Source organism: Vibrio sp. STUT-A16, from assembly GCF_026000495.1.
Lineage (GTDB): Bacteria > Pseudomonadota > Gammaproteobacteria > Enterobacterales > Vibrionaceae > Vibrio > Vibrio diabolicus.
On sequence record NZ_AP026765.1, the window covers coordinates 761,946 to 774,300 of the forward strand.

Annotated in this window: 11 protein-coding genes; 8 read left to right on the top strand and 3 right to left on the bottom strand. The window is 44.5% G+C overall.

All coding sequences use genetic code 11. The features are described 5' to 3' along the window. The first annotated feature begins 20 nt into the window (after positions 1–20). Together radA and fusA are read left to right on the top strand one after the other, a co-directional pair. Positions 21–1,400 (top strand): DNA repair protein RadA, encoded by a 1,380-nt coding sequence (gene radA / locus OO778_RS03630; protein ID WP_046875036.1) that lies wholly within the window; start codon positions 21–23, stop codon positions 1,398–1,400. 215 nt (positions 1,401–1,615) lie between these two features. Further along, positions 1,616–3,706, top strand: a complete 2,091-nt coding sequence (fusA, locus tag OO778_RS03635; RefSeq protein ID WP_012841459.1) for an elongation factor G — start codon at positions 1,616–1,618, stop codon at positions 3,704–3,706. Between the two features lie 118 nt (positions 3,707–3,824). Here the strand turns inward: fusA and OO778_RS03640 are convergent, their stop codons facing one another. Further along, complete coding sequence (locus OO778_RS03640; protein ID WP_065645470.1) at positions 3,825–4,775, bottom strand: LysR substrate-binding domain-containing protein; 951 nt, start codon at positions 4,773–4,775, stop codon at positions 3,825–3,827. Positions 4,776–4,873: 98 nt separating this feature from the next. On the opposite strand from OO778_RS03640, the gene OO778_RS03645 reads away from it, so the two are divergent. Then, complete coding sequence (locus OO778_RS03645; RefSeq protein ID WP_041852893.1) at positions 4,874–5,083, top strand: DUF1127 domain-containing protein; 210 nt, start codon at positions 4,874–4,876, stop codon at positions 5,081–5,083. A gap of 68 nt (positions 5,084–5,151) precedes the next feature. Here OO778_RS03645 and OO778_RS03650 read toward each other — a convergent pair whose 3' ends face one another. Both OO778_RS03650 and OO778_RS03655 read right to left on the bottom strand, forming a co-directional pair. Next, positions 5,152–6,843 (bottom strand): AMP-binding protein, encoded by a 1,692-nt coding sequence (locus tag OO778_RS03650; protein WP_048625935.1) that lies wholly within the window; start codon positions 6,841–6,843, stop codon positions 5,152–5,154. A gap of 148 nt (positions 6,844–6,991) precedes the next feature. Continuing rightward, entirely contained in the window at positions 6,992–7,717 is a 726-nt protein-coding gene (locus OO778_RS03655; RefSeq protein WP_256935715.1) for a helix-turn-helix domain-containing protein, read from the bottom strand. A gap of 336 nt (positions 7,718–8,053) precedes the next feature. Between OO778_RS03655 and OO778_RS03660 the strand changes: the two genes are divergently transcribed. The 5 genes from OO778_RS03660 to OO778_RS03680 all read left to right on the top strand — a co-directional run bounded on the left by OO778_RS03660 (position 8,054) and on the right by OO778_RS03680 (position 12,355). Beyond that, entirely contained in the window at positions 8,054–8,233 is a 180-nt protein-coding gene (locus OO778_RS03660; protein ID WP_085342679.1) for a hypothetical protein, read from the top strand. A 5-nt stretch (positions 8,234–8,238) separates the two neighbouring features. Continuing rightward, on the top strand, positions 8,239–8,730 hold the full coding sequence (locus OO778_RS03665) for an A24 family peptidase (RefSeq protein ID WP_085342680.1): 492 nt from the start codon (positions 8,239–8,241) through the stop codon (positions 8,728–8,730). 71 nt (positions 8,731–8,801) lie between these two features. Next, the gene (locus OO778_RS03670; RefSeq protein WP_257887784.1) at positions 8,802–10,115 is read left to right on the top strand and encodes an AAA family ATPase; all 1,314 of its coding nucleotides are present in this window, start codon (positions 8,802–8,804) and stop codon (positions 10,113–10,115) included. Between the two features lie 13 nt (positions 10,116–10,128). After that, the gene (gene cpaB / locus OO778_RS03675) at positions 10,129–10,884 is read left to right on the top strand and encodes a Flp pilus assembly protein CpaB (RefSeq protein WP_006742389.1); all 756 of its coding nucleotides are present in this window, start codon (positions 10,129–10,131) and stop codon (positions 10,882–10,884) included. A gap of 7 nt (positions 10,885–10,891) precedes the next feature. Then, positions 10,892–12,355: a type II and III secretion system protein family protein gene (locus OO778_RS03680; RefSeq protein ID WP_257887776.1), complete on the top strand. Its 1,464-nt coding sequence runs from the start codon at positions 10,892–10,894 to the stop codon at positions 12,353–12,355.

The window sequence follows — 12,355 nt, forward strand, 5'->3', positions numbered from 1 at the left end:
GTAGAAAAAATCGAGGCATCATGGCGAAAGCAAAACGAGCGTATGTTTGTAATGATTGTGGCGCGGATTTTCCCCGTTGGCAGGGGCAGTGTAACGCATGTGGTTCGTGGAATACGATAACAGAAGTCCGTATCGCTGCATCGCCAACGGTTGCTCGTAATGAACGTTTATCCGGCTACGCGGGCTCCGCAACAGAAGCTACAGTTCAAACGTTATCCGAAATTGATCTGCAGGAAGTGCCACGCTTCACCAGTGGGTTTAAAGAACTTGACCGCGTATTAGGTGGGGGCGTTGTACCCGGCGCCGCTATTTTGATTGGTGGTAACCCTGGCGCTGGTAAATCCACCTTGTTGCTGCAAACCATGTGTAGTTTGTCTGCGCAAATGCCAACGCTCTACGTAACAGGTGAAGAATCGTTGCAGCAGGTAGCAATGCGTGCTTCTCGACTAGGGTTGCCGAAAGAGCACTTAAAAATGCTATCGGAAACGAACGTCGACAAAATTTGCCAAATTGCCGAAAAAGAGCAACCTCGCATTATGGTGATTGACTCGATTCAGGTAATGCACGTTTCAGATGTCCAATCGTCACCGGGCAGTGTTGCTCAAGTACGTGAATCTGCGACAGCTCTGACACGATACGCAAAACAGAATAACGTCGCGGTATTTATTGTTGGTCACGTAACAAAAGATGGTACCCTTGCGGGCCCTAAAGTTCTTGAGCACATTATAGACTGTTCAGTGCTGCTTGATGGTGGTACTGATAGCCGCTTTCGCACATTGCGTAGTCATAAAAACCGCTTTGGCGCTGTGAATGAGCTCGGTGTCTTTGCAATGACAGGCCAAGGGTTGAAAGAAGTGAGTAACCCATCCGCGATTTTCCTTTCTCGTGGTGAAGAAGAAACATCAGGTTCTTCTGTTATGGTCGTGTGGGAAGGTACGCGTCCTCTATTAGTAGAGATTCAAGCGTTGGTGGATTACTCGCAATTGGCAAACCCTCGCCGTGTTGCGGTCGGTTTGGAGCAGAACCGCTTATCACTTTTGCTCGCTGTGTTGCATAAGCATGGTGGCTTACAAATGGCAGACCAAGATGTCTTTGTTAATGTGGTTGGCGGTGTTAAGGTGACGGAGACGAGTGCCGATCTTGCGTTAGTTATGGCGCTTTTATCGAGTTTTCGTGACCGTCCACTACCCAAAGATGTGGTTATTTTTGGTGAGGTCGGGCTTGCAGGCGAAATCCGTCCTGTGCCAAGTGGGCAAGAACGTTTGAATGAAGCGTTCAAACATGGTTTCAAGAAAGCCATTGTGCCTGCAGCCAACATGCCGAAAGGCGGCATTCCTGGCATGCAAATTCACGGCGTTAAGAAATTGTCGGAAGCTATAGAGGCTTTTGACGAGCTGTAATGCTCATAAGAATGGTATTTGTGTAATCACAAACTGTTCTATCCGTCCTCAATAAAATGCGAATAAAGTACATAAATTGCTGTGTTTGACTATGCTTTGGGGACGGAAATTTCACGTTAAAATTTTTTTTCTTCCATCCGCACGCAAGGGTATCAGTATTGACAGAATGTGATATACTCTGCGCGCACTTTATACCTTATTAACAGAGTAAGACAATGACTGATTTATCAAAATACAGAAACATTGGTATTTTTGCTCACGTAGACGCGGGTAAAACTACCTCTACAGAGCGTATCCTAAAGCTAACTGGTAAGATCCATAAGATCGGTGATACACACGACGGTTCAACTACAACTGACTTCATGGAGCAGGAAGCTGAACGTGGTATCACAATCCAGTCTGCAGCAACAACTTGTTTCTGGAACGATCACCGTCTAAACATCATCGATACTCCTGGACACGTTGACTTCACTATCGAAGTTTACCGTTCTCTAAAAGTACTTGACGGTGGTATCGGTGTATTCTGTGGTTCTGGTGGTGTTGAGCCTCAGTCAGAAACTAACTGGCGTTACGCTGACGAATCACACGTATCACGTCTGATCTTCGTTAACAAACTAGACCGTATGGGCGCAGATTTCTACAAAGTTGTAGATCAAGTACAAAACGTACTAGGTGCTACACCTCTAGTTATGACTCTACCTATCGGTATCGAAGAAGATTTCGTAGGTGTTGTAGACGTACTAAGCCAACAAGCTTACGTATGGGATGAGTCTGGCCAGCCAGAGAACTACGAAGTTCAAGATATTCCAGCAGACATGGTAGAAAAAGCTGCTGAATACCGTGAAATGCTAATCGAAACTGCTCTAGAGCAAGACGAAGATCTAATGATGGCTTACCTAGAAGAAGGCGAAGAGCCATCTCTAGAAGACATCAAACGTTGTATCCGTAAAGGTACTCGTGATCTAGCATTCTTCCCAACTTACTGTGGTTCAGCGTACAAGAACAAAGGTATCCAACTTATTCTTGACGCGGTAATTGATTACCTACCATCTCCAACAGAAGTTGATCCACAGCCTCTAACTGATTCAGAGACTGGTGAGCCAACTGGTGAAGTTGCGACTGTATCTGCAGACGAGCCACTACGTGCGCTTGCATTTAAGATCATGGACGACCGTTTTGGTGCTCTAACCTTTATCCGCATCTACTCTGGTAAGATGAAGAAAGGTGACACAGTACTTAACTCTGCAACTGGTAAAACAGAGCGTATCGGCCGTATGGTTGAGATGCACGCAGACGAGCGTAACGAGATCGATTCAGCACAAGCTGGTGACATCATCGCTGTAGTTGGTATGAAGAACGTTCAAACTGGTCACACTCTATGTGATCCTAAGCACGAATGTACTCTTGAGCCAATGATCTTCCCAGATCCAGTAATCTCTATCGCAGTTAAGCCTAAAGATAAAGGCGGTTCTGAGAAGATGGGTATCGCGATCGGTAAAATGGTTGCAGAAGATCCATCATTCCAAGTTGAGACTGATGAAGATTCAGGCGAAACTATCCTGAAAGGTATGGGTGAACTTCACCTAGACATCAAGGTAGATATCCTTAAGCGTACTTACGGCGTTGAGCTAGAAGTTGGTGCTCCACAGGTTGCTTACCGTGAAACTATCACTCAAGCAATCGAAGACAGCTACACGCACAAGAAACAGTCTGGTGGTTCTGGTCAGTTCGGTAAGATCGATTACCGCATCAAACCAGGTGAGCCAAACTCTGGCTTCACGTTCAAGTCAACAGTTGTTGGTGGTAACGTACCTAAAGAATTCTGGCCTGCAGTTGAGAAAGGCTTTGCGTCAATGATGGAGCACGGTGTTCTAGCTGGCTTCCCTACTCTAGACGTTGAAGTTGAACTATTCGACGGTGGTTTCCACGCAGTTGACTCTTCAGCAATCGCTTACGAAATCGCTGCTAAAGGCGCATTCCGTCAGTCTATGCCTAAAGCTGGCGCGCAACTTCTTGAACCAATCATGAAAGTTGACGTGTTCACTCCAGAAGATCACGTTGGTGACGTAATCGGTGACCTTAACCGTCGTCGTGGTATGATCAAAGACCAACAAGCTGCGTCTACTGGCGTACGTATCAAGGGTGATGTACCTCTATCAGAAATGTTTGGTTACATCGGTACTCTACGTACAATGACTTCTGGTCGTGGTCAGTTCTCTATGGAGTTCTCACACTACGCACCATGTCCAGCAAACGTTGCTGAGCAAGTAATTGCTGACGTTAAAGAGCGTAACGCTAAGAAGTAATTCTTAAGTTAACTCTATAACTTGAAAGCCCCGCCTAGTGCGGGGCTTTTTGTATCTAACCGCTTATACATAGCGCGTTTTTGTTTCGCTGATATACGCCTTTGGTGCTGTTTACCGACTATTCTGAAGCTGAGCCAGTATTACTAACATTGAGGTCGATGGTTTTAAAATCTGGTATCACTGACTTTTCAAATGTTTCTATTTCTTCTCTCAACCATTGTGCAAACAATTGGGCTTTAGGTCGCTTTAAGTAGCCTTTTGGAGCGCACAGGTAATACGCAAATTTGGGTTTAATGGCTATATCACCAATTCGGACCAGTTTGCCTGAACGGAAATATTGATGAGCTAAACTGTGTTTGACGAGCGCTACGCCTTGTAGTGATAACGCAGCTTCTAACACCAAGTGTGAGCCACTGTATTTTAAAGCAGGCTTTGCCGCTGAATGACCAAGTCTCGCTAACCACATGTTCCAGTCCAGATCTGGCCAAACGTCTTCGATGAGCTCTGCTTTGCTTAAATCTTCAATGCGATAGATGCCGTGCTCTTTCTGATATACCGGGTGACAGGCAGGATAAAAAGCTTCATCCATTAGCCATTGTGATTCTAAATTAGGGTATTTTCCTAAACCGTAACGGACACACAAATCGATCTGACTATCTTGAAAAGACACCAAATCATTGGTTGGTTCTAATAGTAAGGCGATATCAGGGTGACGCTGACGAAAAGCCGTAATTTTCGGGACTAACCAATGGTGAGCGAAAGAGGGGAGTGTTGATATCGAAAGGTGGTTAGGATTAGGATCTTGATTAACCAATCTAACCCCTTGCTGCAAATGAGCAAACCCTCTTTCAGCCTGAGTAAACAGCAGCTCTCCCTCAGGTGTGAGCACGATTTTTCTGTGCTGGCGAACAAATAAGTCCGTTCCTAAAAACTCTTCAAGATGACGAATTTGCTGACTAATGGCAGCTGGCGTAACAAACAATTCTTTTGCCGCTGTTTTAAAGCTACCTTCCTTTGCTGCAACGAAGAAGTAATACAAGCCCTGTAAAGGAGGCATTCGATCTTTCACATTAGTTTTCCTTAACTCAATGGCAGATTCTATCGTTTGAGGATATCAGCGTAGTCGCTGATTATTAAGTGGTCAACATTGTTATAGGAGTTGGTTACATGGAAAACATGACACACACTTGTGAGCGCACTTTACCAGCTGACCATCAGACCGGATTACAGTTAATTTACTCTAAACTTGCTAGTTGGAGAAGAAACTACAAGACACGTCGTCACTTGAGAGAGTTACCAGAACATCTTTGGGACGATATTGGATTAGATGAAAAGGAAATTAATAGTGAAGTGAGGAAGCCTTTTTGGAGAGAGTAGTTTATGAGTTTGATTCAAGCTCAGAATTAAACTGCACTCCCCAATGATATTGAGGAGTGCAGACAAGGCTATAAGTCTTCTTCCCACACAACCAATTCACCTTTCGGCCAGTTGTGACCAATTTCATGATACTTTTGCTCAAGCACATGACGTTTAATTTTGAGTGTTGGCGTCAATACGCCATTTTCAATGCTCCAAGGCTCTTTAATCATTAATACGCCTTTGATTTGCTCATGAGAGGCGAGTTCTTGATTCATTTTTGCAATGACTTTGCGGGTGGTTCGTGCGTACCGTTCCCGATCAAAGTTAGGAAAATCATGTGGCACAACCAAAAGAATCGGGGCTGGTAGCCCTAAACCGATGAGGCACATCATCTCTACGCGACTGTATTCGAAAAGTTTTTTCTCGATAGGAACTGGAGAGACAAACTTACCTTTGGCGGTTTTAAAGTTATCTTTTTTACGGCCTTGAATGGTTAGGTAACCATCTGAGTCGATAGAGCCGATATCGCCTGTGTGTAGCCAGCCCTCTGAATCAAAAGACTCTTGGGTGGCAATGTCATTTTTGTAGTAGCCAGAAAATAGCCCTTTGCCACGCACCATGATTTCATCATCGTCAGCGATTTTTAACTCAATACCTGGTCCAGCATTACCGACACTACCAATTTTGTCAGCTCTAAATGGGTAGTTGAGCGTGCTATAGGCAAATGATTCTGTCATGCCCCAAGCTTCAGTAATATTTAGTCCTACAGAGTGGTACCATTCCAGCAGTGCTGGTGATACCGGGGCAGAGCCACAGCCTAATACTCGAGCCTGATCCAACCCCAATCCTTCTGCGAGCTTTTTCTTGATCAGAGAATTGACGAATGGGATTTTCAATAGAATGTTGAGCTTCTTCTGTGGAAGTTTGTCTTGAATACGTTGTTGGAATAGCGTCCATAATCGCGGGACTGAGATAAACAGAGTCGGGCGGTGCATTTTTACATCTTCGATAAAGGTATCCAATGATTCTGGAAATGCTGTTGGTACACCACCCATGATGGATGAACCAAAAATGTAGACGCGCTCTGTAATATGAGCCAAAGGTAAGTAAGAAAATAGACGATCATTTTCTTGAATACCGATATGGTTTATCAGTTGTTGTACGGACCAGTTAAACGCTCCGTAGGTCAGCATCGCACCTTTCGGTAATCCTGACGTCCCAGAGGTATACACCAAAGACATTAGCTTATCGTCGTAGTGCTGTGGACGCTCTTCACTTGGCATTGCATCGGCAATGAGTGCTTGGTATTCATATTGACATTTTGGTGCAGTATCGTAGGGGAGCGAGATACTAATGAGCTCCGGCATTGCATCAATGACTTGCTGGGTTGCTTTAGGATCATCGAGTTTTCCGCCAATGAGCGCTTTACTTTCACTATGAGTCACACAGTATTCGATGGTGTCCGCGCCGGCGGTAGGAAAGATTGGCACACTGACATAATCGCCAAGCATCATCGCAAGATCGCAAATAAACCACTCTGCACAGTTTTTAGATACTAATGCTACTTTGTCACCAGGCTGTACTCCGAGGTTGCGTAGTGCACTGACGAGTTTTAAGGCTTGATCGGCAACATCAGCGAACGTGTATTCAACAAATTGTCGATTAATAATTTGTTTTAGATAGACCTCATTTGGACGCTCTTGAGCCCATTTGAGAATCATTTCATTTGGTGGTGGGAGAGCGCAACCAGCAGCGCTGTTTAGATTCGGCTGATTCATTTTTAGTGACTCCATGTCTTCTCGTTGTATTTATAATTGTTAATGCATTGTTAACTTTAGCATGTTAAATAACGACACGGGAATGCATTTTGATGAAATATGTGGGGAGGATAGCGTTAGTTACCCCTAAAGTCGGTACTAATAGCGCCTAAAACTGTTGCCGATAATTCGCTGGGGACAGGCCTGTTTTTTTCTTAAAAATTCGAGAAAAGTAAGAGACATCTCGGTATCCACACTGATAAGCGATGTAGGCAATTTTCATGGATTCATTTTCAACGAGCATTTTCTTTGCTAATGAAATACGTTTCGCAGTGACATAATCACGAAAGCACATACCAACTTTGCGATGGAATACTTTGGAAAAGTAGTTCGGTGAGTAGTGACAAAGCGCAGCAGCTTCCTCTTCTCTTAGGTCTTTATGGACGTTATTGGCGATGTAATGAACCACGTCAGAAAAATTCGACTTTCCGCTTCGAGAAAAGAGTTTATCGACCGAAATTTGTTCTTCGTCGACCTTGCTGTGCAAAAAGTATTTCAATTTTATCTGTGATAGCCAAATCGGGAGGGTGATTTCATTCAACGTATAATATTCCGCACAAATATGCTTTGGCAGTAAGTGAGGCTCGATACCAGTTGGATGTATAACGATCAGTTTTTTGTCGAGATTTTCACAGAGCGTGATGACGCCTTTCAGGTGCTCTCGATGATCGCAAGTCATGTAGTAGAAGAAATAGCTGTGTTCTTTATCGCTAAGCACAGAGATATCGTTGCTACAGTCCATAATCTCAAAGCTCTTATCAAACTCACAGCGAAGTGATTCCGGCAGCGAGCAAAGAGTCTCTCCAATCCAATAAGCTTTGGTCAGTCTATCCATATGAATCCCGCTCAGTACGTACTACACCAACGTTAGTATGTATTGAGGTCAGTCGAGCCTCATTCCTTGAGCTTCAGACCTCACCCTTTCGTTTATTAAGCTTAGGCTTATATAGTCATACTGCAAGTGTGAAATATGTCACATAGATCTTAGTGAGGTGTCTCACTATTGATACATTTTGGCTCTGAAGCACAGGTGGGCAAGAAAGTACCAACCTTTGGCAAAAAAGTCCTAACCCCCCTAATTCTCGGTGACTAATGTTTAAGCATGATTCGGGTGTATATGATACCTGCGTCATGGACAAGCGAGATATGGTTAAATAAAGGGGACTATCTTATGGATAACTTTCGCAATCTAATCAAGGACTTCATGGAAGATGAAGAGGGGCTAACACTTTTGGAGTACATCTTAGGTGCGGCACTAATTGTAGCAGCGATGTTGACCACAGACTTTTGGGGAACTCTCGCAGACAAGTTTGTAGAAGTCGCAAGCGATATTAATACTGCTGGTGAATAAGATTAATGCTTGAGACTGAGTTAATTATTTGGTCATTGCTTATTGCGATTGGAGTCTCAGACGCTCAGAAACACAAAATACCAAATAAAGCGGTGCTTATGCTTTTGGTTGCTGTTACTGCAAACGTAATTTACAACCCAGCCACAAGTGGTTTGGATCATTTATATGGTGGGCTGGTTGCGTTTGCAGTGTGTTTCGCGCTGTATCTGTTCAAAGCAATGGCTGGAGGAGACGTCAAGTTACTCGCCGTCGTAGGAACATGGCTCGGTCTGAGTAATCTTGGGGAAGCGTCTACTGGAATAATACTTGCTGGAGGCATCGTGGGCATTTTTTATCTAATGTTACACGTGTCATCGACTAGTGTTGCTCTATCACACCAGATAAAAGGGTATTGCTCAGAAAAAGTAACACCAGGCTTTAGGTCTAATAAGCCGTTAGTCATTCCTTTCGCGCCGATAATCGTAATTGGATTAGCTTATTTCTCCTACACCCACTAAATAAAAATAATAAATGGCATGCAGTACATGCAGCATCAGTTGGCTAGGCAACTTCAAGGAGGGGAAGTGTGATGGGCTCTGCGTATTGGGAAAAACTCGTGCCACAAATAAATTCACCAAAAGTGCCTTCGTCTGTCGAGGGTCTTGGCATACCGGCTTCAGTCGTCGAAAACCTCGTGTTGAAACATCTGTCTGCCTATCCGAAATGTGATTTGATTGAATTAACACAGCGGTTGTGCGTGGTTTCAAATATTGTTGAACTTGCTTTGGCGCAGTTAAGAAAGCGAAGTTGGGTAGAAGTTTATCAGCCAGCATCAGACAAGTTGAGTACATCGTATTCCAACGTACGCTACAGTTTAACCGAGCTTGGGCTTGCAGAAGCAGACATTGCGTATAGAAAAGATCCGTATATCGGTCCTGTTCCCGTCTCTTTGGAAGAATATTGGACGGTTGTTGAGGGACAAGATCTTCGCAAGCATCCTATTAATCGCAATGATGTTGAGCGAGCGCTGTCTGACGTGTTTGGTTCGGATCATTTGATACCCGTTTTAGGGCCGGCCATTAACTCGGGTCGTGCTTTGTTGCTGTATGGTCATGCGGGTACCGGTAAAAGTTACGTCGCATCAAGAGTGCTCAATGCAATGAACACTTCGGTATTCATTCCTTATGCCGTATATGCCGATGGCAACATCATCAAAGTGTTCTCAGAGCATCATCACCGTCGTTTAGACAACTCCCATTCTCAGGTTTTCGTTAAGTTGGAAACGCATTACGACAAACGCTGGGTTCTTTGTGAAAGACCAAACATTCAAGTGGGCGGTGAGCTGACATTGGATATGCTTGAGGTAAACCACAGTGAGCATAATCGTGTATGGATTGCGCCACTGCAAATGATGGCTAACAACGGAATCTTGGTTATTGATGACCTTGGTCGTCAGTCAATGCCTGTTGATGCCCTGCTAAACAGATGGATCGTTCCAATGGAATACTTATTTGACCATCTAGCTTTGCCAAATGGTCAACAAGTCACGGTGCCGTTTATGCTCACTCTGGCATTCTCCTCCAACTTTGCACCAAGCAAAATTGCAGACCCAGCTTTTTTACGTCGTTTGGGTTACAAGATCGAGTTTACACCGCTTGGTTTGACAGATTATCAAGCGCTTTGGGTTTCGCTTGCTAAAGATTACCAAATGACGCTTGTGCCTGAGTTTTTCGATACGTTAAGTCAGTTACATCGCGACAATGATGTCGCCAACTACCCTTGTTTACCAAAAGACTTACTCGGTATTAGCCGCGATATTTTGGTGTTCGAAGGGAAAGAGAAGGTCGTCTCATCAGACATTTTAACCCGTGCCTGGGGACTGTACTTCACAGTGGATGAATAGGGAGATCTAAATTATGAGTCGGACTCAAGTCATCATGTTGCTGTTGCTCTCCATTGTTTTCGGCCTTGCCGCCGTTTTGATCGCTAAACAATGGATGGATGGCAGAAACCAACCAACTGTCGAGTTAGAAGAGGTCGAAAGACACCCAGTTTTAGTTGCCGCCATGGAACTAGAGCCAGGGACCATTCTATCTGAGAAACATTTGTCTACTAAGCTCATGGAAGTGGATTGGATAGACGATGAAACGCTAAAAGTACAAGAACAGGCATTGGGAAGAATTGTTGCCAATACCATTTATGCGGGCGAGCTGGTTAACTCGAATCGTCTTGCATTGCCCGGTGAGGGCGCGACACTTGCTGCTTTAATTCCTGAAAACAAACGAGCAATCACCATTCGTGTTAATGACGTTATCGGTGTGGCCGGGTTCTTGTTGCCGGGCAATAAGGTCGATGTATTGAATACCGTGAGTTATGGACAAGGTAAAAACGCCACAACAAAAACGGTGCTTAAAAACATCAACGTTCTTGCGGTCGACCAAACAGCCAAAACCAATGATAACAAACCCGTTATTGTGCGTGCGGTGACTTTAGAAGTAACACCGAAAGAGGCAGAAAAGCTCTTATCGGCGAACAGCAAAGGCGACATTCAACTTGCTCTACGCAACCCTCATGAAGTGGATAAACCTGTTGTAGCAAGAAAATACACGCCACGACCTAGTGTGACCATTATTAAGGGATCTCAGGCATCCAGTGTCCGAGTCAGCAATTAGGTGAATTATGAAAACAATAATATTACTCGTTAGCCAGTTACTTTTTGTCAGCTTGTCTGTTAACGCAGCCACGGTGCAGTCAGGAAAAGTCGTGACCGTTGCGCATCACCAATCAACCCAATTGATGATATCCGGCCAAGCGAAGAAAGTGACGTTAGGGGATCCAGAAGTCTTGGATATTTTAGTGCTCAGATCGAACGAGCTGTTTCTTATTGGTAAGAAGTTAGGTACCACGAATGTGTCGGTATGGGATCGCCGAGGCCGGTTAATTGAGCAGTTTAACGTGGAAGTCACGCATGATCTAAACACGCTTAAGTCGAAGCTTTATCAGTTCTTGCCGGATGAAAATATCGAAGTGCACAGTGCGCAAGAAAAAGTGGTACTTAGAGGCTTGGTCAGCAGTCAGCAAAACATGGACACTGCGGTCAAAATTGCTGAAACCTTCGCTTTAGGTGAAGCGGCAGATGAAGAAGATGACAGCTCTAAAGATGATGACAGCATGGTGATCAATCTACTTTCTATTGGCGGGGCTCAACAGGTGACGCTAGAAGTGACCGTTGCCGAAGTGCAGCGCACACTAGTAAGACGCTTTGACTCAAATTTCCACTTTTTCCAAAGAAGTGGAGACTTTACCTGGGGTGGTACGACTGCTGGTGGCGGTATTGATGGAATTGGACCGATTTTGAACGTCCCAACAGTCGAAGATTTCGGTTTTCTAGGGTCGTTTATCGATAGCAATACCTTGTTTACCTTCGCGCTTGATGTGGCGAAACAAAATGGCGTGGCGAAAGTGTTGGCAGAGCCTAGCCTTACCGCATTAAGTGGTACGCAAGCCGAGTTTGTCGCTGGTGGTGAATTCCCAATTCCAGTACCAAATGAAGATGGTATTACCATCGATTATAAAGAGTACGGTGTTCAACTCGACTTCGTTCCGTTTATTTTGAGTGATAAGAGAATCAACCTCAAATTGAACGTCAATGTGAGTGAAATCTCCAACTCAGGTGTGCTGACGTTTAATCCAAACGAAGTGAATGCCACGTTCTTTATTCCACCAATCACTAAACGAAGTGCTGGTACCACGATTGAGCTGGCAGATGGTCAAACCATTGGTATTGCAGGGCTATTGAGTGAAAACGCGCGTAACGTTGCGAATGGTATACCTGGTGCGAGTGATCTACCTGTGTTAGGCCGCTTGTTTAAGAGTGAAGAATTTACCTCTGGGGAAACAGAACTAGTCATTCTGGTTACTCCTCGATTAGCAACCCCAATCGATCGACGTCGAATCACACTGCCAACGGATGGCTTTGTGGCTCCGAACGATGTGGAGTTCTATTTGCTTGGTAAAGGTGCTGAGTTGGATTTCGATAGATACCAGCTAAATGACATCAGTGAAGAAGATACTAACAACAACTTTATTCAATACGGTTCGTCAGAAGGTGGCTCTGAGGGCAAGTTTGGGCACAGTCTATAA

Bases quoted from the DNA above. Each gene is read 5' to 3' on its own strand.
- OO778_RS03665 (WP_085342680.1), top strand. From the start codon at position 8,239: ATGCTTGAGACTGAGTTAATTATTTGGTCATTGCTTATTGCGATTGGA.
- OO778_RS03650 (WP_048625935.1), bottom strand. From the start codon at position 6,843: ATGAATCAGCCGAATCTAAACAGCGCTGCTGGTTGCGCTCTCCCACCA.
- radA (WP_046875036.1), top strand. From the start codon at position 21: ATGGCGAAAGCAAAACGAGCGTATGTTTGTAATGATTGTGGCGCGGAT.
- OO778_RS03680 (WP_257887776.1), top strand. From the start codon at position 10,892: ATGAAAACAATAATATTACTCGTTAGCCAGTTACTTTTTGTCAGCTTG.
- OO778_RS03645 (WP_041852893.1), top strand. From the start codon at position 4,874: ATGGAAAACATGACACACACTTGTGAGCGCACTTTACCAGCTGACCAT.
- cpaB (WP_006742389.1), top strand. From the start codon at position 10,129: ATGAGTCGGACTCAAGTCATCATGTTGCTGTTGCTCTCCATTGTTTTC.
- fusA (WP_012841459.1), top strand. From the start codon at position 1,616: ATGACTGATTTATCAAAATACAGAAACATTGGTATTTTTGCTCACGTA.
- OO778_RS03660 (WP_085342679.1), top strand. From the start codon at position 8,054: ATGGATAACTTTCGCAATCTAATCAAGGACTTCATGGAAGATGAAGAG.
- OO778_RS03670 (WP_257887784.1), top strand. From the start codon at position 8,802: ATGGGCTCTGCGTATTGGGAAAAACTCGTGCCACAAATAAATTCACCA.
- OO778_RS03655 (WP_256935715.1), bottom strand. From the start codon at position 7,717: ATGGATAGACTGACCAAAGCTTATTGGATTGGAGAGACTCTTTGCTCG.